This is a genomic window from Streptomyces sp. NPDC005566 (assembly GCF_040605575.1).
Taxonomy (GTDB): Bacteria; Actinomycetota; Actinomycetes; order Streptomycetales; family Streptomycetaceae; genus Streptomyces.
On record NZ_JBEXDB010000008.1, the window covers coordinates 110,062 to 129,292 of the forward strand.

A 19,231-nucleotide genomic window follows, 5' to 3' on the forward strand; every position below is an offset into this window, starting at 1 on the left:
TGGTGTGTGCGGTCAGCCGCTGGTACGGAACGCGGTGAAGTCAGCCGTTCCGGCGGGGCCGGTCCCGGCCGGTGCGGTGGCGAAGAGGCCGAGCAGGGCGCCCACCCAGCGCCAGGGTGTGGCGGCGAACACCTGGCCCGAGGGCCGGAATCCGTCACCGGTGTCGGCGAAGAAGCGGCAGCGGGCCCCCGTGGTGACCTCGATGCTCAGCCGGACCCGCCCCTCGGGGGCCGCGCGGGAGTGTTCGGCGTCCCGCTCGTGCTCGGCGACGGACTCGGCGTACCGGTGGACGAGCCGGGCCGACCCGTCCTCCCCGGCCTCCAGCCCGATCCAGCTGAAGGCGTCGCCCAGGACCGCGAGTCCGGCGTTGGCACCGGGCTCCCGGCTGTTCAGCGCGAGGTCGACCTCGACGGTGAACTCCTCGGCGGGCAGCCGCTGGACCAGGACGTTGGACAGGGCCCGCAGATCGTGCGCGTACGCGGTCCGTACGCAGCTGAGCCGCAGCCCGTCCCCGGCGTGCTCGACGGTCCAGCCGGGCCGGGGGCTCGCCGTCCACTGCCACTGCCTGCCGTACCGCCCACCGGGGAAGCCGTCGCTGGAGGCCGGTGCCTCGGCGGGCTGTTCGGGCGCCTCGGGCTTGGCGTGCACGGCGACGGGTTCTCCCCCGTCGCCGATGACCGGCCAGCCGTCGCCGTCGGCGGGCCAGCTCATGGGCTGGAGATGGACCACCCGCCCGTAGGCCCCGCGGGACTGGAAGTGGAGGAACCAGTGGGAGGAGGGACCGCCGTCCGCGGTCTGCACCCAGGCGCCCTGGTGCGGCCCGTTGACGTCGGTTCCGCCCTGGGCCAGGACGACCTTCTCCTCGTACGGGCCGAAGAACTCCCGCGAGCGGAAGGCACCCTGCCAGCCGGTCTCCACTCCGCCGGCCGGGGCGAAGATCCAGAAGTACCCGTCGTGGCGGTAGAGCTTGGGGCCTTCCAGGGTGAACCAGCCGGGGATCGTGTCGGCGTCGACCAGGGTCTTGCCCTCGTCGAGCACCTCGCGTCCGTCGGGGCTCATCCGGTGACCGGTGAGCCGGTTCTTGATACCCGAGCGGGATTTGGCCCAGGCGTGCACGAGATAGGCCTCGCCGGTCTCCTCGTCCCACAGGGGGCAGGCGTCGATCAGCCCTTTTCCGGCCTTGACGAGGTGCGGGGCGCTCCACGGGCCGCGGATGTCCTCGGCGTTGATCTGCTGGATCCCGTGGTCGGGGTCGCCCCAGAAGATCCAGAAGCGTCCGGCGTGGTGCCGCAGCGAGGGGGCCCACACCCCGCAGTCGTGGCGGGGCACCGCGAAGTCGGCGGCCGGTTCCAGGCGTTCGAGCGCATGGCCGATGAGTGACCAGTTGACCAGGTCGCGCGAGTGCAGCAGGGGCAGTCCGGGGACCCGGCCGAAGCTGGACGCGGTGAGGTAGTAGTCGTCGCCGACCCGCACCACGTCCGGGTCGGACCAGTCGGAGTTCAGGACGGGGTTGCGGTACGTGCCGTTGCCGAGGTCCGCGGTCCAGGGTCTGCTCACGCGGTCGCCACCTTGCGGACGTAGCCGGCGGCGGTCTCGCGGTCGAGCGTGCCGTCGGCGATGACGGTGACCACCCTGCGTACGACGGTGGCACCGGCTGCGACGGGGAGCCGCCGGTCCGCGGCGAGGGAGGATCCGACGCCCGGGTACTCGGTGGTCCGCACGAACCACGGGTCGCGCCGGGTCTCGTCGGTCGCCCCGGCGAAGACGAGGGTCCAGCCGTCACCGGTCAGGGCCAGCCAGTCGGCGGCCCTGCCGTGCACCGCCTCCTCACCGTCGAGGGTGCCGCTGAAGACGCCGGGCGCGGTGGGTTCCTTGGGGGCGCGCCAGAAGAAGCCGCCGTATCCGGCGCCGGGACGGCCGTTGGTGGCGGGGCTGCCGATGGAGAGGTCCGTGCTGCCGCGGTTGGTCAGCGAGAAGGAGAAGTCCAGCGCCCAGGCCGTGTCGGAGAGTTCGCTGACGGCGACGGTGCGGTGCTCGCGCAGCAGCTCGGTGCCGTCCGCCTCCCAGCTGAGCTCCTCCACGAAGCCGTCCGGGTCGCGGAGCTTCCAGCCGAGGTGACGCTGGACCCCGTGGTTGTCGAGCTCGGTGGGGCCCTGGTCGCGGACGAAGGTGCGCCCGCCCCAGAAGTTGTGCCCGGCCACGTCGGGGACGGCGACGGAGGCGCCCAGGTGGTGGATGTGGTCGGCGGGGCGTTCCTCGGTGACGGGGGTGCCCGCCAGGGTGGTGACGGGGTGGAGGTAGGGGCGGCTGTCCGTCCCGGGCCGGTAGCCGTAGCGGCCTACGGGGCGTCCGGCGCAGCTGAGGAGTGCGGTGGTCACGGTGTGCTCACCTCGCTGGGTTGCGCCCAGGGGGCGCCTAGTTCGGAGAAGAGGGTGAGGGTGTCGGCCCCGGCGGCGACCATGGCGTCGATGCCGCGCACGATGCGGCGCACCCCGCCACCGGTCTCGGCGGGCCGGGTGACCCAGGCGCCGGCGGGCAGCGCGGTGGGTTCGGGGGCGGTGCGCACGGCCTCGACGACCCGCATGAACGCGCCGGTGCGGTGGGGCGGTACGAGCAGCTCGGTGCCCCGCACCAGGTGGTCGACGAGGTTCTCCAGGAGGTCGGTCCGCCCGTGCACCGCTTCCTCGGGACCGTGTCCCGCGCACTGGACGAGGACCCGGTCCTGCTTGTACCAGAAGGTGATGCGCCCCCGGTCGCCGTGGACGATCACATAGGGCTCCCCGGCCTGTTCGGCGCAGAGGGTGACCGCGGCGGTGACCGGCAGCCCGTCCGTGGTGGTGACACGGACACTGCTGGTGTCGTCCGCCTCGATGTCGTGGGCCCGGAACAGCTCGGTCTCGATGGACGCCACGTCCTCGGCGGTGCCCCGGTCGGCGAGTTCGAGCGCCGTGGCGAGGGCGTGTGCCAACGGGTTGGTCAGCACACCGTCGACCACGTCCGTGCCGCCCAGGGTGCGGCGGCCCGCCCAGGGTGCCCGCCGGAAGTAGGCGTCGTCGCGGACCCAGGCACCGGCGGCGCCGATGCCGCGTACGTTCCCGATGGCTCCGGAGCGTACGAGTTCCTTGATGGCGGGCACGGCATGCGAGCCGAAGGACTGGAATCCGACCTGGCAGGCGATGCCGGCTTCCCGCACACCGTCGGCCATGCGGGCGTAGTCGGCCCAGGTCGCGGCGGGCGGCTTCTCCAGGAGGAGGTGGACGCCGCGGGCCGCCGCCGTCAGGGCGAGCGCGGTGTGGGTCGGGATGGGGGTGCAGATGATGGCGACGCGGGCCCCGGTGGAGTCCAGGAGCGCCCCGAAGTCGGCTGACTGCTCGGGCATCTCATCGGCGAACGCGTCGAGTTCGCCGTCGGTCAGCGGGTTCAGTTCGCAGACCCCGGCCAGTCTGACGAGGCCCTGGTGCTGGAGGCGGCGGATGTTGGCGAGGTGCCAGCGGCCGTGGCCCCGGGCGCCGGCCAGGACGACGGTCAGCGGTGTCGTGGTCATCCGGGCCTCCCCACTCCGGTGGCGGTGCGCCGCGCGGCGCGGGGGCAAAGGCGTGCGGTCATGTCCGTCAGCCCTTCACTGCGCCGGCGCTGAAGCCGGTGATCAGCCACTTCTGGATGAAGGCGAAGACGATCACCACGGGCACGGCGGCGATGACACCGCCCGCGGCCAGCGCCCCCAGGTCGACGCTGTCGGCGCCGATCAGGGTGTTCAGACCGACCGGGATCGTCTGCTTGTCCTGCTCGCTGAGGAACATCAGGGCGAACAGGAAGTGGTTCCAGCTGTGGACGAAGGCGAAGGAGCCGACGGCGATCAGCCCGGGGCGCAGCAGCGGCAGGACGACCGCGCAGAAGGCCCTGAAGCGCGAGCAGCCGTCCACCCAGGCGGCCTCCTCCAGGGAGACCGGCACGTTCTTGATGAAGCCGCTGATCAGGATGATCGACAGGGGAAGCTGGAAGACGGTCTCCGCGATGACGACGCTCCCGAGGGAGTTGATCATCTGGAGGTTCTTGAAGATCTCGAAGAGCGGTACGAGCATCAGCGCGCCCGGGATGAACTGCGAGCAGAGCAGCGCCAGCATGAACGCGCTCTTGATCTTGAAGTTGAACCGGGCCAGGGCGTAGCCGCCGGCCAGTGCGACCAGGGTCGTGGCGAACAGCGTGCAGACGCCGACGATCATGCTGTTCTGGAAGAAGAGCGCGAAGCTCCGCTCGTTCCAGACCTTGGAGAAGTGCTCCCCCGTCATCGGCCAGGGCACCAGCGAGGTGGAACCGGCGGGCCGTACGGCGAACAGGAACATCCAGTAGAAGGGGATGAGCGTGAAGAGCAGGTAGATGCCGAGCGGCACGTAGATCTGCCAACGCGGTACGTCGTCGAAGGCACGCTCGCGCTTGGGCCTACGGGTCGAGGGGGGCGGCGGGGCGCTGTGTCGCGCAGACCGTCCCGGGGCGCTGTTCTTCTCTGCGAGTGCGGCAGTCACTTGTGGTCGCCTCCGAACTTGCTCAGGCGCAGATAGACGATCGAGCAGAAGAGGAGGATCACGAAGGCGACGGTGGTGAGCGCCGAGGCGTAGCCGAAGTCGTGGCCCTCGATGCCGGTATTGGCGACATAGAGCGGCAGGGTGGTGGTTTCTCCGGCCGGCCCGCCGCCGGTGAGGGTGTAGAGGAGGTCGACGTTGTTGAACTCCCAGACACCGCGCAGCAGTGTGGCGAGGATGATCGCGTCCCGCAGGTGCGGGAGGGTGATGTGGAAGAACTGCCGCAGCCGGCCCGCGCCGTCGACCGATGCCGCCTCGTACAGCTCCTTCGAGACGGACTGCAGGTCGGCGAGGATGAGGATGGCGAAGAAAGGGACACCGCGCCAGAGTTCGGAGATGGTCGCCGCCCAGAAGACGGTCCCGGTGTCGGAGAGCACCGAGGTGCCGTACTCACCGATTCCGGCGTCCGCGAGATAGCGGCTGAAGCCGGTCGAGGAGTTGTAGAGCAGGATCCAGATGGTGCTGGTCAGCACACCCGAGACGGCCCAGGGCGAGAAGACCATGGCGCGTGAGATACCGCGGCCGATGAAGCTCTGGTTGACGATCAGGGCGAGTGCGAGACCGAGCGCGAGCTGCAACGTGACCTGGGTGAAGACCCATTGGGCGCTGAAGCCGAGCGTCGGCCAGAACTGCTCGTCCTCGGTGAAGATGCGGGTGAAGTTGTCGAAACCGGCGAAGCCGTTCCGCCACGGCTTGGTGACGTTGTAGTTCTGCAGGCTGTAGTAGAAGACGCTGATCACCGGATAGGCGATGAAGCCCAGCATCAGCAGGCCCGCGGGTGCTATCAGCAGATACGGCAGGCGGCGGGGGGTCGCCGAGCGGCGCCGGGGCATCTTGGGCGGCGGTGTGGCCACGGCTGCGGATTGGGCCATGACACGTCTCCGATCTCTGGGAAGTGCTGGATGTGCCGTGCGGTGGTGCGTGTGCTGTGCGTCGGTGCGTGTGCCGTGCAAGCGCTTACCGCATGTCGTTCGGTGTGCCGAACGGATCGGTGCGCGGAATTCCCTTCGCCCGGTTTCAGCCCGCGTACGGGTCGGGCACTTCTCCCTGCCTCGCCAGGAACGCGAAGTCGCATCCGGTGTCGGCCTGGGTGATCTGGTCCTGGTAGAGCGCGCCGTAGCCGCGGCCGTACCGGGCGGGCGGCGGTGTCCACCGGGCCCTGCGCAGCTCCAGCTCCTCGTCGGGTACATCGAGGTGGAGCCGGCGCGCCTCGACGTCCAGGGTGATCAGGTCACCGGTGCGCACCAGGGCGAGCGGCCCGCCGACGAACGACTCGGGCGCGATGTGCAGCACGCACGCCCCGTAACTGGTGCCGCTCATCCGGGCGTCGGAGATCCGCACCATGTCCCGTACGCCCTGCTTCAGCAGGTAGTCGGGGATCGGCAGCATGCCGTACTCGGGCATGCCGGGACCGCCCTTGGGCCCTGCGTTGCGCAGCACCAGGACGTGGTCCGGGGTGAGGGCCAGGGCCGGGTCGTTGATGGTGCGCTGCATCTCCTTGTAGTCGTCGAAGACGACCGCGGGACCGGTGTGGCGCAGCAGGTGTGGCTCGGCGGCGATGTGCTTGATGACCGCGCCGTCGGGGCAGAGGTTGCCGCGCAGCACCGCCACGCCGCCCTCCTCGGCCAGGGGGTTGTCCCGCTCCCGGATGACGTCGGTGTTGTGCACCAGCGCCCCGTCGAGCTGTTCGCGCAGCGTGGTGTGCGCAACGGTGGGGCGGTCCAGGTGCAGAACGTCGGTGAGCTGCGCCAGGAATCCGGGCAGTCCGCCGGCGAAGTGGAAGTCCTCCATGAGGTACTTGCCGCCGGGGCGGAGGTTGGCGAGGACCGGGACGGTGCGGGCGATGCGGTCGAAGTCGTCCAGGGTGAGCTTCACCCCGGACCGGCCCGCCATCGCGGTCAGGTGGATGACGGCGTTGGTGGAGCCGCCGAGCGCGAGAACGGTGGCGACGGCGTCCTCGTACGCGTCGGCGGTGAGGATCTTCGACAACGTGAGCTGCTGCCACACCAGTTCGACGATCCGGAGCCCGGACTGCGCCGCCATCCGGTCGTGACCGGAGTCGACGGCCGGGATGGACGAGGCGCCCGGCACCGTGACGCCGAGCGCCTCGGCGGCGGCCGTCAGGGTCGACGCGGTGCCCATCGTCATGCAGTGGCCGGGCGAGCGCGCGAGCCCGTTCTCCAGCTCGGCCATCTCGCAGTCGCCGATGAGCCCGGCCCGCTTGTCGTCCCAGTACTTCCACATGTCCGTGCCGGAGCCCAGCACTTCGTTGCGCCAGTGCCCCGGCAGCATCGGCCCGGCGGGCACGAACACGGTCGGCAGGTCGACGGAGGCGGCGCCCATGAGGAGCGCGGGCGTCGACTTGTCGCAGCCGCCCAGCAGCACGGCGCCGTCGACGGGGTAGGAGCGCAGCAGCTCCTCCGTCTCCATCGCCAGCATGTTGCGGTAGAGCATCGGGGTCGGCTTCTGGAAGGTCTCCGAGAGTGTGGAGACCGGGAATTCGAGCGGGAAGCCGCCCGCCTGCCAGACGCCCCGCTTGACCGCCTGCGCGCGGTCGCGCAGATGGACGTGGCAGGGGTTGATGTCGGACCAGGTGTTGAGGATCGCGATGACCGGCTTGCCCAGGTGCTCCTCGGGGAGGTAGCCGAGCTGGCGGGTGCGGGCGCGGTGGCTGAACGAGCGGAGCCCGTCCGTTCCGTACCACTGGTGGCTGCGCAGCTCCTCGGGAGTGATGCGCGTGCCTTCGGTACCCGTCATATGGACCACCCTGCGACCAGGTCGGCGACCTCGGCGCGCTGCGCCTCGGGCAGGACCCTGCTCGGTGCGCGGACGTCGCGGCTGCAGAGCCCGAGTGCGGACAGGGCCTCCTTGACGACGGTCACGTTGTTGGCGGACTGCCGGTCGGCGCGCAGGTCCTCGAAGCGGCGGATCTGCTCCCAGACCTTCATCGCCGCCGCGTAGTCGCCGGCCCGCAGCGCCTCCAGCATGGCCAGCGAGACACCGGGGGCGACGTTGACGAGGCCGGAGGTGAATCCGGTGGCGCCGGTGGCGAAGTAGGACGGTGCGTACAGCTCGGCGAGTCCCGCGACCCAGACGAAGCGTTCCAGGCCGGCGTCCCGGGCGAAGGCGCCGAAGCGGGCGGCGTCCGGGACGGCGTACTTCACGCCGATGACGTTGGGGCAGGTGTCCGCGAGTTCGGCGAGGCGCTCGCCGGCGAGGAGCGGGTTGCGGATGTACGGGACGACACCGAGCTCCGGAACCGCCTGGGCGATGGCCCGGTGGTAGTCGATCCAGCCCTCCTGCGAGATGTAGGGGTGCACGGGCTGGTGCACCATCACCATCTCGGCGCCGGTGTCCCTGGCGTGCTCGGCGGCGGCCACGGCGGTCGGTACGTCATGGCCGACGCCCACGAGGACGGTGGCACGGCCGCCCGCCTCGTCGATGGTGAGTTCGGTGACGGTGCGCCGCTCATCAGGGGTCAGCGCGTAGAACTCCCCGGTGTTGCCGTTCGGGGTGACGATGCGGACTCCACCGTCGAGCAGCCGTCTCAGCAGGGCGCGGTGCGCCGTCGTGTCGATGCTCCCGTCCTCGGCGAACGGGGTCACCGGGATCGCCACAACGTCTGCGAGGGCCGCCTTCAGCGGGGAGAGGTCCATGCGGACTGGCCTTTCGTCGAGGTGCTGGTGGTTGAGCTCCAGCTGGTTGTTCACGCCGCCTCACCCCCGTCTTCGTCGTCGGGGAAGGCGCGGCGCACGAACGACGCGATGTGGTCGTGCAGAGCCCCGGCTGCCGCCGTCGCGTCGTCCGCGAGCGCGAGCCGCAGGATCTCCCGGTGCTCGGCCGCCTCGCGTTCCCACGAGGGGATGGCCGACCAGGCCACGGTCGACACGAGGGCGGCCTGGTCGCGGATCTCGTCCAGCATCCGGGCGAGCAGCGGGTTGCCGCAGGGCAGGTAGAGCGCGCGGTGGAAGTCCCGGTTCGCGAGCGACCTGTCGGCCTTGTCGACCGCCGAGTCGGAGCGCTCCAGCGCTTCCTGCGCCGCGTCGAGCGAGGCCTTGCGGGTGATGGAGCGGCGCAGCGCCTCGGGCTCCAGGAGCAGGCGCACGTCGTACACCTCCCGCGCCATGGTCGCGTCGACGAGTCGCACGGTGGCGCCCTTGTACTGGCTCATGACGACGAGTCCCGTACCGGCGAGCGTCTTCAGCGCCTCACGTACGGGAGTCTTCGACACCCCGAACTGCGCGGCGAGCTCCGTCTCGACGAGCGCCTGCCCCGGTCTCAGCTGTGCGGTGAGGATGGCGTGCTTGATCGCCTCCAGCACGTACTGGGTCCGGGAGGGGATCGGGGTGGGCGCAAAGGTCATGGGTGAAGGGCTCTCGCATCTCGCGTATCGCGTCTCATATATGACGTACGAAGTACGACGCGATGAAGTTAGAGCGGTCGCGAATGTTTCGTCAACGCTTCTGACAGAAGATGTTTCGACGCATCTCCAGGGCTTCTGCCCGATGTCACCAGGTGCCCTTAGTCGCCGGCATGGCTCCGTTGGCGTGGCCCGGAAGCGAGTGCGCAGGTCACGGTGGTGCGAGGGCGGGCGGCGCCGTGGGCAAAGTGGTATGCGATCGGACGGCACTGCTCGTTCTGACGGGGGTGCTCGTCTCCGGATTCGGTACGTCCGCGATGTGGTTGACCGCCGGGATCTGGGCCAAGTCGCTCACCGGTTCGGACAGCCTCGCGGCCCTGACCGTGTTCGCGATGTGGGCCCCGGTGCTCGCCGGCCCCGCCCTCGGCGCGCTCGCCGATCTGCTGCCCCGCGAACAGCTGTTGATCTGGGTGAATCTGGGCATGGCGGGGCTGATGACCTCGCTGCTCGTGGTCGATTCGGCCGGACGGGTCTGGGTGCTCTTCACCGTTCTGTTCGTCTACGGGGTGAGTGGCGTCCTGCTGGACGCGGCCGAGACGGCACTGGTCGCCCGGACGGTCGACGCGCGGCTGCTGGGTGACTTCAACCTGCCGCGGACCATGGCGAACGAGGGCATGAAACTGCTCGCGCCGCTGGCGGGCGCGGGGCTCTTCGCGCGGTACGGCGGCGGGACGGTGGCACTCCTGGACGCGGTGACGTTCGCCCTGGCCGCGCTGGTGTTCGCGCAACTGCGGGGGCGGAGGCCCGACGGGGCTGGGCGGGTGTCGCGGCGGGGTGGCACGTCGGCGGGCGTACGGCTGCTGCGCGGCTCGCAGGTGCTGCGGCCGCTGGTGTGCGCCGGGGCCCTGACGATGCTGCCGGCCGGGCTCAACGGCGCTGCGGTGTACGCCGTCGTCGACGACGTGCTCGGCCGCTCCCCCGCCTGCACAGGGGTGCTGTACGCGGTCCAGGGCGCCGGTTCGGTGACCGCCGGGCTGCTGGCCGGGCCGCTGCTCCGGCGCATGCCTGAGCGGGTCTTCGCGGCGGCGGGGACCGCCGTGTTCGCGGTGGCCGTGGGTGCGCGGGCACTGCCCTGCGAGCCGGTCGCCCTGGCGGCGAGCGCGGCGATCGGCCTGGGTCTGCCGTGTGTGCTGATCGCCGCGATGACGGCCGTGCAGCGGGAGACCCCGGACGCGGTGCTGGGCCGCACGGCCGCGGCGGCCAACTCGCTGATGATGGTGCCGAACGCGGTGGCCCTGGCCCTCGGGGCGGGGCTGGTCGCGTCGGTGGACGTCACCGTGCTGCTGCCGCTGACCGCGGTGGCCGGACTGGCCACCGCGGCATGGCTGGGCACGGGCCGGCGAACGGGGTCTCCCCTGCTCGGACGAAGTGGCGGGCTAGGGGGCGGCTGACAGGCGGGCTGACAGGCGCCCCCACCGGTCCGCCTCCTTCATCGACCGACGCGTGAGAGCGCGTCGGTGACGGCCTCGAGATCCGGCCCGGAGGCCAGTCCGGCGTGGTACAGGCGCAGTTCGGTGGCGCCGAGCGAGAGCGCGTGCGCCGCGTCCCGCTCCAGCGTTCCGGGACTGCCGCCCATGCCGGTGACCACACCGAAGTTGGCGGCCCGCACTCCGGACAGCCCGGCGAACGGGTTGAGGACCGCCTCGCGCGCCGCGTCGTCGCCGGTACAGGGCAGCACCACGCCGTCCGCGGTGGACAGGATGTGCGCTGCCTCGACTCCTACGTTGGCGCCGGTGCGGTACGGGGCGGGGTCGGCGTGCAGCAGGACCTGGAAGTCCCGGCCCTCCGCCGCCTGCCGCACCGCGGCGACGGCCGACTCCTGGAGCGTCCGGGCCACCTGGCCGCGCCACCGCAGGGTGGCATCGGCGAGGCCGGCCCCCAGCAGCTTCTCGACGCCGGACCAGCCGGTGTCTCCGGACCCGGATCCGGCCCAGACCGGCTCCAGGGCCCGGCGCACCGCCGCACCCAGCTCCTCCGCGTCCAGCCCCTGCCCGCCGTACCCGGCCCGGCACGCGGCGCAGAAGCAGAGCGACATCAGGTACTGCGCCGCGTCCCCGAGGCCCACACCCGCGGTCTTGTCGTGGGCGTGCAGATGGGCGAAGCCGTACCAGCCGCAGGACTCCAGCTCGGTGCCGTGTGCCCCGGGCCGTACGGCCGCCTCCGCCGCCATGTCCACCAGGTAGGTGTGGACGGCGGGCTGAGCGATGCACGGCGCCCACGGGTAGCGGTCGCCGTAGGCGTTGACCACGGAGGTGTCCGGATGCTCGGCGCCCAGCCGGGAGTTGTGCGCGAGGACGACCCAGGAGTGCACCTGGAGCCCGGCGCCGGTCAGGGCCTCGGCCGCCTCGGCGTACGGGTCCTCGCCCGCCACCCAGGTCTGCCCGTGGGGCCGCAGCTCGCGTCCCGCCCAGCGCGCCGGGTCCGCCGGGTAGAGGACGGCGGCGTGCTCGGCCGTGACGATCCGGCGGTCCGGGTGGCGCGGGGTCAGGGCCCGGGTCGAGTGGTACGCGGAGGCGAGCGTCACCTGCTGGACACCGAGGTCCGCGACGCGCGTGGCGGCGTCCGGGTCCCCGACGACGTCCCAGGGGTAGAGGAAGGCGGAGGTCTTCACCCGCGCTCCTCCTGCCCGGCCCCGTGCTTCTCCAGCAGGGCCCGGCCGTTCGCGATGATCACGGCGAGTTCCTCTACGTGCTCGGCGGGCGGTTCGGTGAGCGGGGTGCGCACCTCGCCGACCTCCAGGCCCTCGAGCCGGACGCCCGCCTTCACCAGCGACACCGCGTATCCGCGCCCCTTGGCGCGCAGTTCGACGAGCGGCCGGTAGAAGTGGTCGAGCAGCGCGTTCACCAGGTCGTCGTCGCCGGACTCCATCGCCCGGTAGAAGGCGAGGGCGATGTCGGGCGCGAAGGCGAACACCGCGGAGGAGTAGAGGGTGACGCCGATGCCGCGGTAGGCGAGCCCTGTGAGCTCGGCGGTGGGCAGGCCGTTGAAGTACAGGAAGTCCTGGCCGGGGAGGCCGGTGCGTACGGCGCTGACGATGCGCTGCATCAGGTCGAGATCGCCCACGCCGTCCTTGAGGCCGATGATCCCGGGCGTCTGCGCGAGGGCGAGGACGGTCTCCGGGGTGAAGACGGCGTTGTCGCGCTGGTAGACGATCGTCTCCAGGCCGGTGGCCCCGGCGAGCGCGGCGTAGTGGCCCAGCAGGCCTTCCTGGCCGGCGACGACGAGGTACGGGGGCATGGCGAGGAGTCCGTCCGCCCCCGCGTCCTCGGCGAGCTTCGCGTACTGGATCGCGAGCGCCGTGCCGTAGCCGGCGCCCGCGACGACGGGTACCTGTCCGGCGGTCTCCTCGACGGCCGCGGCGACGACGTTCCGGAACTCCTCCGGTGTCAGCGCGTGGAACTCGCCGGTGCCGCAGCAGGCGAAGACCGCTGCGGCGCCGGCATCGATGCCGGCGCGCACATGCGCACGGAAGGCGTCGAGGTCCACGGTGCCGTCCGGCCCGTAGGCGGTGACGGGGAAGAAGAGCGGCCCGGCGACATCGGTGAGTCGGGCGGCAAGGGGGGCTGAGGTCACGGGCGCTCCCTGAGCAGATTCAGGCGTGCACAATTCTGATCGGTGTCCATATTTCTGAACGCCGCCACGCTAAGGCAGCCGCGCTGTGCAGGTCAAGACAAGAACGCCCAACCTGGAGACGGAGCAGCTCACCCGGGGCCACACTTGACGTGATCCGCCAGGACTTCTTAGCTTGTCCATGCATGTGAATGTCGTCCATGGATTTGACGCATCGCGCCGATGTGTCATGCCTGCGTGCCGCGCGTACCTTGCTGTCCGTACGCACCACCGCAACGCACGGCACGTCCGCGTACGCCGCACCCCGTCCTGTGCCCGCACCGAGGAGATCTCCGTATGCCCGCTCCCCGCACCGTCCTGCTCACCGGCGCCGCCGGCGGCCTCGGCACCCTGATGCGGGGACTGCTGCCCGCGTACGGCTACGAGCTGCGCCTCTTCGACGTCGTCCCCATCGAGGGCGAACCCGACGCGATCACCGCCGACCTCGGTGACAAGGAGGCCCTGAGGGAAGCCGTACGGGGCGTCGACGCGATCATCCATCTCGCGGGCATCTCCCTGGAAGCGTCGTTCGACAAGATTCTGCGCTCCAACATCGAGGGCACCTACAACCTCTACGAGGCCGCACGCGAGGAGGGTGTCGGGCGCATCGTGTTCGCCTCCTCCAACCACGCCGTCGGCTACACCCCGCGCCCCCTGCCCGGCGATCCGCTGATCCCGATCGACACCGCACGCCGCCCCGACACCTTCTACGGTCTGTCGAAGTCCTTCGGCGAGGATCTCGCGCAGCTCTTCTGGGACAAGTACGGCGTCGAGACCGTCTCGGTGCGCATCGGCTCCTGCTTCATGGAGCCGACATCGGTCCGGATGCTGTCGGTCTGGATGAGCCCCGGCGACGGGGCGCGCCTCTTCCACGCCGCGCTCACCGCCGAGGACGTGCGCCACACGGTGATCTACGGCTCCTCCGACAACACCCGCCTGTGGTGGGACCTGTCGACGGCCAGGTCCCTCGGGTACGAGCCGCAGGACGACTCCGAGCAGTACGCGGACAAGCTCGTCGCCGAGCACGGGGAGCTGGACCCGCAGAACCCGGACCACGCCCACATCGGTGGCCATTTCGTCACGGACCCGCCGATGTGGCCGTACTAGTCCGGGCCCGGCTCCGTCGGCGGGGGCCCGAAAATCGCGCGACGGCGCACTCGGGGCGCGGGCACCATGGGGCGCATGCCGAAACCTTCCGGATTCCTGTACGAGCAGCATGCCGACGCGAGCGTCACGATCACCCATCACGGCCGCCCTGCGGGCACCCTGCGCGGCGGCCGTGCGGAGAAGTTCCTCGCCGAGGTGACGTCCGGCGACGCCCAGCTGGTCATGGCGCGCTGGACGGGCGCGTACAAGCACGGCAACGAACGCGCGGCGCGCAACCACCCCCGGAACCGGCCCGTGGGCGGGCGCTGAGCCGTACGGAGCACGTACCCGAAGGTAAGGGAACGGCAAAGCCGGGTCATTCGTTAGCCCGTGCATGACCGCAATGACCCCCGGCTCGAACATCCCTCTCTCCGCCGTCCGCGTGGCGGTGGACGTCGCCGCCCCGGTGCGGCTCGACGTCTCGGGCCTGCTGCTCACCGCCGACGGCAAGGTGCGCTCCGACGACGACTTCATCTTCTACAACCAGCCCTCCGGCCCCGGCGTGACGTACCGCTCGGGTGGCGGCTCCGCGCCCGACGCGATCGTGGTGGACACCTCCGCGGTCCCGCCGGGCATCGAGAAGATCGTCGTCACCGCGAGCCCCGACGCCGCGGGCCAGACCTTCCAGGGGGTCGAGCCGACCGCGACGGTGCGCAACGCGGACGACGGCAGCGCGCTCGCCACATTCACCCCGCCCCAGCTGGGTGCGGAGACGGCACTGGTGGTCATCGAAATCTATCTGCGCAACGGCGCCTGGAAGGCCCGCGCCGTCGGCCAGGGCTATGCGAACGGCCTGGCCGGCATCGCCACGGACTTCGGCGTATCGGTCGAGGAGCCGGCAGCGGCCACCGCGCCCGCCCCGGTCGCACCGCCCGCACCCGTCGCCCCGGCCGTCCCCCCGGTGGCCGCCCCCGTGGACCCGCGGATCGCTCCGCCCGCTCCGCCTGCTCCGGCGGCGGCACCCGCTCCCGCCGCCTCCGGCAAGATCAACCTCGACAAGGGCCGGGTCAACCTCCAGAAGAACCAGACGGTGTCCCTGGTCAAGGGCGGCAAGCCGCTGCTCTCCCAGGTCAAGATGGGCCTCGGCTGGGAGCCCGCGTTCCGCGGCAAGGACATCGACCTCGACGCCTCGGTGATCGCTTTCGGCCCCAACCGCAATCACCTGGAGAGCTGCTACTTCGGCAAGCTCTCCATTCTCAACGGTGCGATCCAGCACTCCGGCGACAACCTCACGGGTGAGGGCGCGGGTGACGACGAGGTGATCGTCGTGGACCTCGGCCGGATCCCCGCCGACGCGACCGGTCTGGTCTTCACGGTCAACTCGTTCACCGGCCAGAAGTTCACCGAGGTCGCCAAGGCCTACTGCCGGCTGATCGACGCGGCGACGGGCGAGGAGCTGGTCCGCTTCGACCTGACGAACGCGGAGCCGCAGACCGGCGTGATGATGGCCAAGCTGATCAAGCAGTTCACCGGCGAGTGGGAGATGACCGGCATGGGTGAGTTCGTGAAGTCGCGGACCGTTCGCGGCATGGTGAAGCCCGCCGCGAAGGCGCTGTAGGACGCAGCCGCCCGCCTGCCCCTGGAACGGCTTCCGGGGCACCCGATGGATGTCTCCTCAGGTGCCCCGGATCCGGAGAGTCTCCGGTCGGACGCTGTAGGTGCTCGTCCTCCTTCTCAGAGCTTGGTCAGCTTGGAGTACGGGCTCAGGATCCTCCCCTGTCGCCCCGAGAAGTCGATAAGCACTGCGTCGTTGTCGCCCTCGACAGCAAGGACTCGGCCGAGTCCGAACTGGTCGTGCGACACCCTGTCGCCCACATCGAAGCATTCGACCGGTGGGGCCGCCTGGGCCGGGCGGTTGAAGGGACTGGAAGGCAGGTGACGCCGGGATCCGGCTGACTGTTTCATTACGTTGAGTATGCGCCTTGGGAGCGCCCGACGCCATGCCCGACCACTCCCAGGGCCGCAGTAGTGCCGGATTCGTAATCAGCCGTTCCACGGCCAGTCGGCGCTCCTGCCCGCTTCCAGCAGGGGAACCATCCGGAATGCCGCGTCGGAAAGACCCCCGAAGGTGTGGCGGTTATCGCTCCCCGACGGGCCGTGCCCGATCCGGTACCCGGCGAGGTTCCAGGTGTAGACCGGAACGGTCGGCGGGATCCCCTCGGCGACGTCCCCGTGGTACGTGAACGAGGCCTGCTCATCCGTGACGATCAGCACCCGGTCATGCTTCCTGTAGTGCGTGCGCACCGCCTCCACCGTGTTGGTTCCGCCCAGGCTGTGGAAGCGCTCCAGGATCTTCAGCACCGACTCGCCCCTGCGGTGGGGCACCGGCGCGCTGCCCGTGCCGAACTCCACCAGGTCGGCATCGGCGGCCCGCAGCGCGAGCGCCGTACCGAAGACGGCCGCGGCGTCGGCCCGGTTCAGCTGCGAGCGGTCCGAGAGCGGCGACCACATGGAACCGGAACGGTCGACGAGGATCAGGGTGCGGCCGGGCAGTGCCGGGATGTTCGCCAGCGAGTGCCCGAGCGCCTGCTCCAGCGGGTAGGCCCAGCGCAGCGAGGGCGCGTGCTGGTAGGCCGCGAGGTAGCGGAAGGGGAACTGCCGGGACGCCTCGACCGCCGCCGGGTCACAGATCCTCGCCGCCACCTCGGCGGCGACCGCGTCGGAGACCCCGGCCTCGTCGAAGTTCCGCAGGTTGCGTACGAGCGCCATCGCCCCCATGGAGGGAATCACCGCTTCCCAGACCGCGGCGTCCATCGGACCCTGCAGCCAGCCCGCGAGTGCCTCCCAGGTCATGCCGGCGGCGGCGAGCCGGTCCGCTCCACCGGGTCCTGTGACGACGGCGCGACGCTCGGCGACCGGCAGGTCCATCAGCGCCCGGTGGGCGGTCAGGGTGCGGTTCGAGACGGGCGGCACGGCGTCCTCGGGGTGGTGCCTGCGGTCCAGCGCGTACCGGAACAGCTCGCCCTGCCAGGCCTTGGCCGGGTCGGGCGCGGCGTGCACCAGGTTGAGGATGTCGCCGAAGCGGTACCCCTTGGACGCGGTGTCGTACTTCAGCAGCGCCTTGCCGCTGTAGAGCCGGCGTACGGCGTCGGCGATCCCCCGCTTGACGGGCTTGGGCACGGCACGGCCGTACTGCGAGGTCCAGTAGCCGAGCAGCTCACCGGGCTCGTCCGCCCGCAGCAGCACCGAGTCCACGACCTGCCGGTTGGACGGGCCGTCCACGGCACCCGCGTCGAGCCGGGCCTTCACGTATTCGGCGGCGCCGACGATCGACGCCGTACGCATCCCGCCCTCGCGGCGCAGCCAGTGCAGCAGCCCCGCGGTCCACTGCGGGTCCTCGACGGCGAGCTGCCGCACCAGGGCCGCGAACCGGTTGTCGCGTTCGTCGCCGCCCTCGTGGAAGGTCTGCTGCGACACGAAGTTCGCGACCGCGAGGAGGAAGAGCTCGGAGCGGGCGTCCCTGAGGTGTCCGACGGCGCCCTGATGGTTGCGCGCGGTGCGCCCGGTGGACTTCACGGGCGAGGTGAGGCGGGGCCTGGTGAAACGGGTATTGAAGCGTGCCATATGAATTCCCCCGAATTCATGGGAGAAGGCACAGCGAATGGGGTGCCCGAGATCAGGAGTCGGCGACGGGCTCATGTCCGATGCTCTATCCGATTGAGCTACCGGCTCTGGCCGGGCGGGATTCGAACCCGCAACCTTCGGATCCCGGAAGTATCCGTTGCCTGCGCACCGGGCACCCCGACGCTTGTGCCTCCCGAGGTCAGGACGGCTGCGGCGTGATTTCGTGGAAGGAAGTAGCCGCTGCCTTCGCACCGGGAGGTGCATGGCCCTGACTCTAGGAGAACAACTGCGCGGCACGCGAGGGAATTTCCCCTACGTGCCGCGCACCGGGCAGATGTCAGTGCCGGTTCGGCTGACGCTTCCACGGGCCCGTGATGGCGAGCATGATTCCGGGTGTCTGGATATTGGCGAACAGCGTCTTACCGTCCGGCGAGAAGGTGACGCCGGTGAATTCGCTGTACGAGGGGTCGTCGTCGGTGCCCGCGTTCAGGTCGTTGCGCGCGATCGGGTACGTGCGGCCGCTGTCCGTGGCACCGAAGAGGTGCTGGATGCCTTCGCCGTCCTCGGAGATGACCAGACCGCCGTACGGGGACACGGTGATGTTGTCCGGGCCGTCGAGGGCGCCGTCCACGGACGGGTCGGGGTTCACGCCGAGGAGCACCTTCAGGGTGAGCGTGCGGCGCTTGGGGTCGTAGAACCAGACCTGGCCGTCGTGCTGCGCGGGGCTCTCGCTCCGGGCGAACGAGGAGACGAGGTAGGCGCCGCCGTCTCCCCACCACATGCCTTCGAGCTTGCGGGCGCGGGTGACCTGGGTGTCGTCGAACTGCTTGCGCACGGAGACGGTCCTGGCGTCACGGTCGGGTACGTCGACCCAGTCCACGCCGTAGACGGTACCGATCTTCGACGCCCGGGCCAGGTCGTCGACGAACACGCCGTTCTTGTCGAAGCACTTGGTGGCCTGCAGGACACCCGCGTCGTCGGCGAGGGTGCGCAGCTTGCCGCGGCCGTGCTTGAAGCCGTGCGGCGGGACCCAGCGGTAGAGCAGGCCGTTGGGGCCCGACGCGTCCTCCGTCAGATAGGCGTGGCCGCGCTTGGGGTCGATGACGACGGCCTCGTGGGCGTACCGGCCGAACGCCTTGACCGGGCGCGGGTCGCGGTTGGCGCGCCTGTCGTAGGGGTCTACCTCGAAGACGTAGCCGTGGTCCTTGAGCAGACCGTTCTTACCGGCCTTGTCCTCGGTCTCCTCACAGGTGAGCCAGGTGCCCCAGGGGGTACTGCCGCCGGCGCAGTTGGTCGACGTACCGGCGATGCCGACCCACTCGGCGGTACGTCCGTCGCGGCGGGTCTCCACGACGGTGCAGCCACCGGCCGCGACCGGGTCGTAGACGAGGCCCTCGATGAGCGGGACGGGGTGCTCCCAGCCTGCCCTGGTACCGCTCAGCTCATGGTTGTTGACGAGGAGGGTGACACCGCGGGGGCCCTCGAAGGCGGCGGTGCCGTCGTGGTTGGAGGGGGTGGATTCGCCGGTCTCCAGCTTGGTGACACCGCTGTGCGTGACGATGCGGTACGAGAATCCGGCGGGCAGCGCGAGGATGCCCTTCGGGTCGGGGAGCAGCGGGCCGTAGCCCAGCTCCTTGCCGTGTCCGTGTCCGTGGTCGTCGTGATCGTCGTGGTCGTTCCCGTGGCCGTGCCGTGCGTCCTCGGCGGCCAGGGCGCCGGGTGCGGTGGCGAGCGCGCCGACGGTGCCGGTGAGAGCGATACCGGCACCGGTGAGGGCGGACTGTCTGGTGAATTCCCTGCGAGTGAACGACATCACGGACTCCTGGTGCGACGTGGCCGGGTGGTTGGCGCGATCACGTTCCCTCCCCCGCACCAACACCAGTTGAACGCCGCACGACTTCGAGCGGGCCCG

17 protein-coding genes are annotated in these 19,231 nt (G+C 70.7%); 4 read left to right on the forward strand and 13 right to left on the reverse strand.

What is annotated here, in order from left to right:
* Nucleotides 1-12 precede the first annotated feature (12 nt).
* The 8 genes from ABZS61_RS14875 to ABZS61_RS14910 all read right to left on the reverse strand — a co-directional run bounded on the left by ABZS61_RS14875 (nucleotide 13) and on the right by ABZS61_RS14910 (nucleotide 8,943).
* The gene (locus ABZS61_RS14875) at nucleotides 13-1,557 is read right to left on the reverse strand and encodes a family 43 glycosylhydrolase (protein ID WP_356419732.1); all 1,545 of its coding nucleotides are present in this window, start codon (nucleotides 1,555-1,557) and stop codon (nucleotides 13-15) included.
* Nucleotides 1,554-2,378 carry a PmoA family protein gene (locus tag ABZS61_RS14880; RefSeq protein ID WP_356419735.1) on the reverse strand — a complete coding sequence of 275 codons (825 nt, stop codon included), beginning with the start codon at nucleotides 2,376-2,378 and terminating at the stop codon, nucleotides 1,554-1,556. The genes ABZS61_RS14875 and ABZS61_RS14880 overlap by 4 nt, the downstream gene beginning before the upstream one ends.
* On the reverse strand, nucleotides 2,375-3,544 hold the full coding sequence (locus ABZS61_RS14885) for a Gfo/Idh/MocA family oxidoreductase (protein WP_356419738.1): 1,170 nt from the start codon (nucleotides 3,542-3,544) through the stop codon (nucleotides 2,375-2,377). Before ABZS61_RS14885 ends, ABZS61_RS14880 begins: the two co-directional genes overlap by 4 nt.
* A gap of 67 nt (nucleotides 3,545-3,611) precedes the next feature.
* On the reverse strand, nucleotides 3,612-4,523 hold the full coding sequence (locus ABZS61_RS14890) for a carbohydrate ABC transporter permease (RefSeq protein ID WP_356419741.1): 912 nt from the start codon (nucleotides 4,521-4,523) through the stop codon (nucleotides 3,612-3,614).
* Nucleotides 4,520-5,452, reverse strand: coding sequence for a sugar ABC transporter permease (locus ABZS61_RS14895; protein WP_356419744.1), 933 nt, complete (start codon nucleotides 5,450-5,452; stop codon nucleotides 4,520-4,522). Before ABZS61_RS14895 ends, ABZS61_RS14890 begins: the two co-directional genes overlap by 4 nt.
* A 145-nt stretch (nucleotides 5,453-5,597) precedes the next feature.
* The gene (gene araD / locus ABZS61_RS14900) at nucleotides 5,598-7,337 is read right to left on the reverse strand and encodes an L-arabinonate dehydratase (RefSeq protein ID WP_356419747.1); all 1,740 of its coding nucleotides are present in this window, start codon (nucleotides 7,335-7,337) and stop codon (nucleotides 5,598-5,600) included.
* Nucleotides 7,334-8,236 (reverse strand): dihydrodipicolinate synthase family protein, encoded by a 903-nt coding sequence (locus tag ABZS61_RS14905; RefSeq protein WP_356420273.1) that lies wholly within the window; start codon nucleotides 8,234-8,236, stop codon nucleotides 7,334-7,336. Before ABZS61_RS14905 ends, araD begins: the two co-directional genes overlap by 4 nt.
* Before the next feature lie 50 nt (nucleotides 8,237-8,286).
* On the reverse strand, nucleotides 8,287-8,943 hold the full coding sequence (locus ABZS61_RS14910; protein ID WP_356419751.1) for a GntR family transcriptional regulator: 657 nt from the start codon (nucleotides 8,941-8,943) through the stop codon (nucleotides 8,287-8,289).
* A 170-nt stretch (nucleotides 8,944-9,113) separates the two neighbouring features.
* Between ABZS61_RS14910 and ABZS61_RS14915 the strand changes: the two genes are divergently transcribed.
* Entirely contained in the window at nucleotides 9,114-10,391 is a 1,278-nt protein-coding gene (locus ABZS61_RS14915; RefSeq protein WP_356419754.1) for an MFS transporter, read from the forward strand.
* 38 nt (nucleotides 10,392-10,429) lie between these two features.
* Here the strand turns inward: ABZS61_RS14915 and ABZS61_RS14920 are convergent, their stop codons facing one another.
* Nucleotides 10,430-11,611, reverse strand: coding sequence for a hypothetical protein (locus ABZS61_RS14920; protein ID WP_356419757.1), 1,182 nt, complete (start codon nucleotides 11,609-11,611; stop codon nucleotides 10,430-10,432).
* Nucleotides 11,608-12,573 (reverse strand): 5-dehydro-4-deoxyglucarate dehydratase, encoded by a 966-nt coding sequence (locus ABZS61_RS14925; RefSeq protein ID WP_356419760.1) that lies wholly within the window; start codon nucleotides 12,571-12,573, stop codon nucleotides 11,608-11,610. Before ABZS61_RS14925 ends, ABZS61_RS14920 begins: the two co-directional genes overlap by 4 nt.
* Before the next feature lie 333 nt (nucleotides 12,574-12,906).
* Between ABZS61_RS14925 and ABZS61_RS14930 the strand changes: the two genes are divergently transcribed.
* The 3 genes from ABZS61_RS14930 to ABZS61_RS14940 all read left to right on the forward strand — a co-directional run bounded on the left by ABZS61_RS14930 (nucleotide 12,907) and on the right by ABZS61_RS14940 (nucleotide 15,313).
* The gene (locus ABZS61_RS14930) at nucleotides 12,907-13,716 is read left to right on the forward strand and encodes an NAD(P)-dependent oxidoreductase (protein WP_356419763.1); all 810 of its coding nucleotides are present in this window, start codon (nucleotides 12,907-12,909) and stop codon (nucleotides 13,714-13,716) included.
* 75 nt (nucleotides 13,717-13,791) lie between these two features.
* The gene (locus tag ABZS61_RS14935) at nucleotides 13,792-14,025 is read left to right on the forward strand and encodes a hypothetical protein (protein WP_356419766.1); all 234 of its coding nucleotides are present in this window, start codon (nucleotides 13,792-13,794) and stop codon (nucleotides 14,023-14,025) included.
* A gap of 64 nt (nucleotides 14,026-14,089) precedes the next feature.
* A complete protein-coding gene (locus ABZS61_RS14940) occupies nucleotides 14,090-15,313 on the forward strand; it encodes a TerD family protein (RefSeq protein ID WP_356419769.1) in 1,224 nt (407 codons plus the stop codon).
* Nucleotides 15,314-15,429: 116 nt separating this feature from the next.
* On the opposite strand, the gene ABZS61_RS14945 is transcribed toward ABZS61_RS14940, so the two are convergent.
* The 3 genes from ABZS61_RS14945 to ABZS61_RS14955 form a co-directional block, all read right to left on the reverse strand.
* Nucleotides 15,430-15,660: a hypothetical protein gene (locus ABZS61_RS14945; RefSeq protein WP_014156926.1), complete on the reverse strand. Its 231-nt coding sequence runs from the start codon at nucleotides 15,658-15,660 to the stop codon at nucleotides 15,430-15,432.
* 78 nt (nucleotides 15,661-15,738) lie between these two features.
* Nucleotides 15,739-17,319 carry a TROVE domain-containing protein gene (locus ABZS61_RS14950; RefSeq protein ID WP_356419771.1) on the reverse strand — a complete coding sequence of 527 codons (1,581 nt, stop codon included), beginning with the start codon at nucleotides 17,317-17,319 and terminating at the stop codon, nucleotides 15,739-15,741.
* A 337-nt stretch (nucleotides 17,320-17,656) separates the two neighbouring features.
* Entirely contained in the window at nucleotides 17,657-19,132 is a 1,476-nt protein-coding gene (locus ABZS61_RS14955; RefSeq protein WP_356419774.1) for an alkaline phosphatase PhoX, read from the reverse strand.
* Nucleotides 19,133-19,231 lie beyond the last annotated feature (99 nt).

Coding starts and splice junctions, on each gene's coding strand:
- ABZS61_RS14885 (WP_356419738.1), bottom strand. CDS start 3,544: ATGACCACGACACCGCTGACCGTCGTCCTGGCCGGCGCCCGGGGCCAC.
- ABZS61_RS14895 (WP_356419744.1), bottom strand. CDS start 5,452: ATGGCCCAATCCGCAGCCGTGGCCACACCGCCGCCCAAGATGCCCCGG.
- araD (WP_356419747.1), bottom strand. CDS start 7,337: ATGACGGGTACCGAAGGCACGCGCATCACTCCCGAGGAGCTGCGCAGC.
- ABZS61_RS14905 (WP_356420273.1), bottom strand. CDS start 8,236: ATGGACCTCTCCCCGCTGAAGGCGGCCCTCGCAGACGTTGTGGCGATC.
- ABZS61_RS14910 (WP_356419751.1), bottom strand. CDS start 8,943: ATGACCTTTGCGCCCACCCCGATCCCCTCCCGGACCCAGTACGTGCTG.
- ABZS61_RS14915 (WP_356419754.1), top strand. CDS start 9,114: ATGGCTCCGTTGGCGTGGCCCGGAAGCGAGTGCGCAGGTCACGGTGGT.
- ABZS61_RS14930 (WP_356419763.1), top strand. CDS start 12,907: ATGCCCGCTCCCCGCACCGTCCTGCTCACCGGCGCCGCCGGCGGCCTC.
- ABZS61_RS14935 (WP_356419766.1), top strand. CDS start 13,792: ATGCCGAAACCTTCCGGATTCCTGTACGAGCAGCATGCCGACGCGAGC.
- ABZS61_RS14940 (WP_356419769.1), top strand. CDS start 14,090: ATGACCGCAATGACCCCCGGCTCGAACATCCCTCTCTCCGCCGTCCGC.
- ABZS61_RS14945 (WP_014156926.1), bottom strand. CDS start 15,660: ATGAAACAGTCAGCCGGATCCCGGCGTCACCTGCCTTCCAGTCCCTTC.
- ABZS61_RS14950 (WP_356419771.1), bottom strand. CDS start 17,319: ATGGCACGCTTCAATACCCGTTTCACCAGGCCCCGCCTCACCTCGCCC.
- ABZS61_RS14955 (WP_356419774.1), bottom strand. CDS start 19,132: ATGTCGTTCACTCGCAGGGAATTCACCAGACAGTCCGCCCTCACCGGT.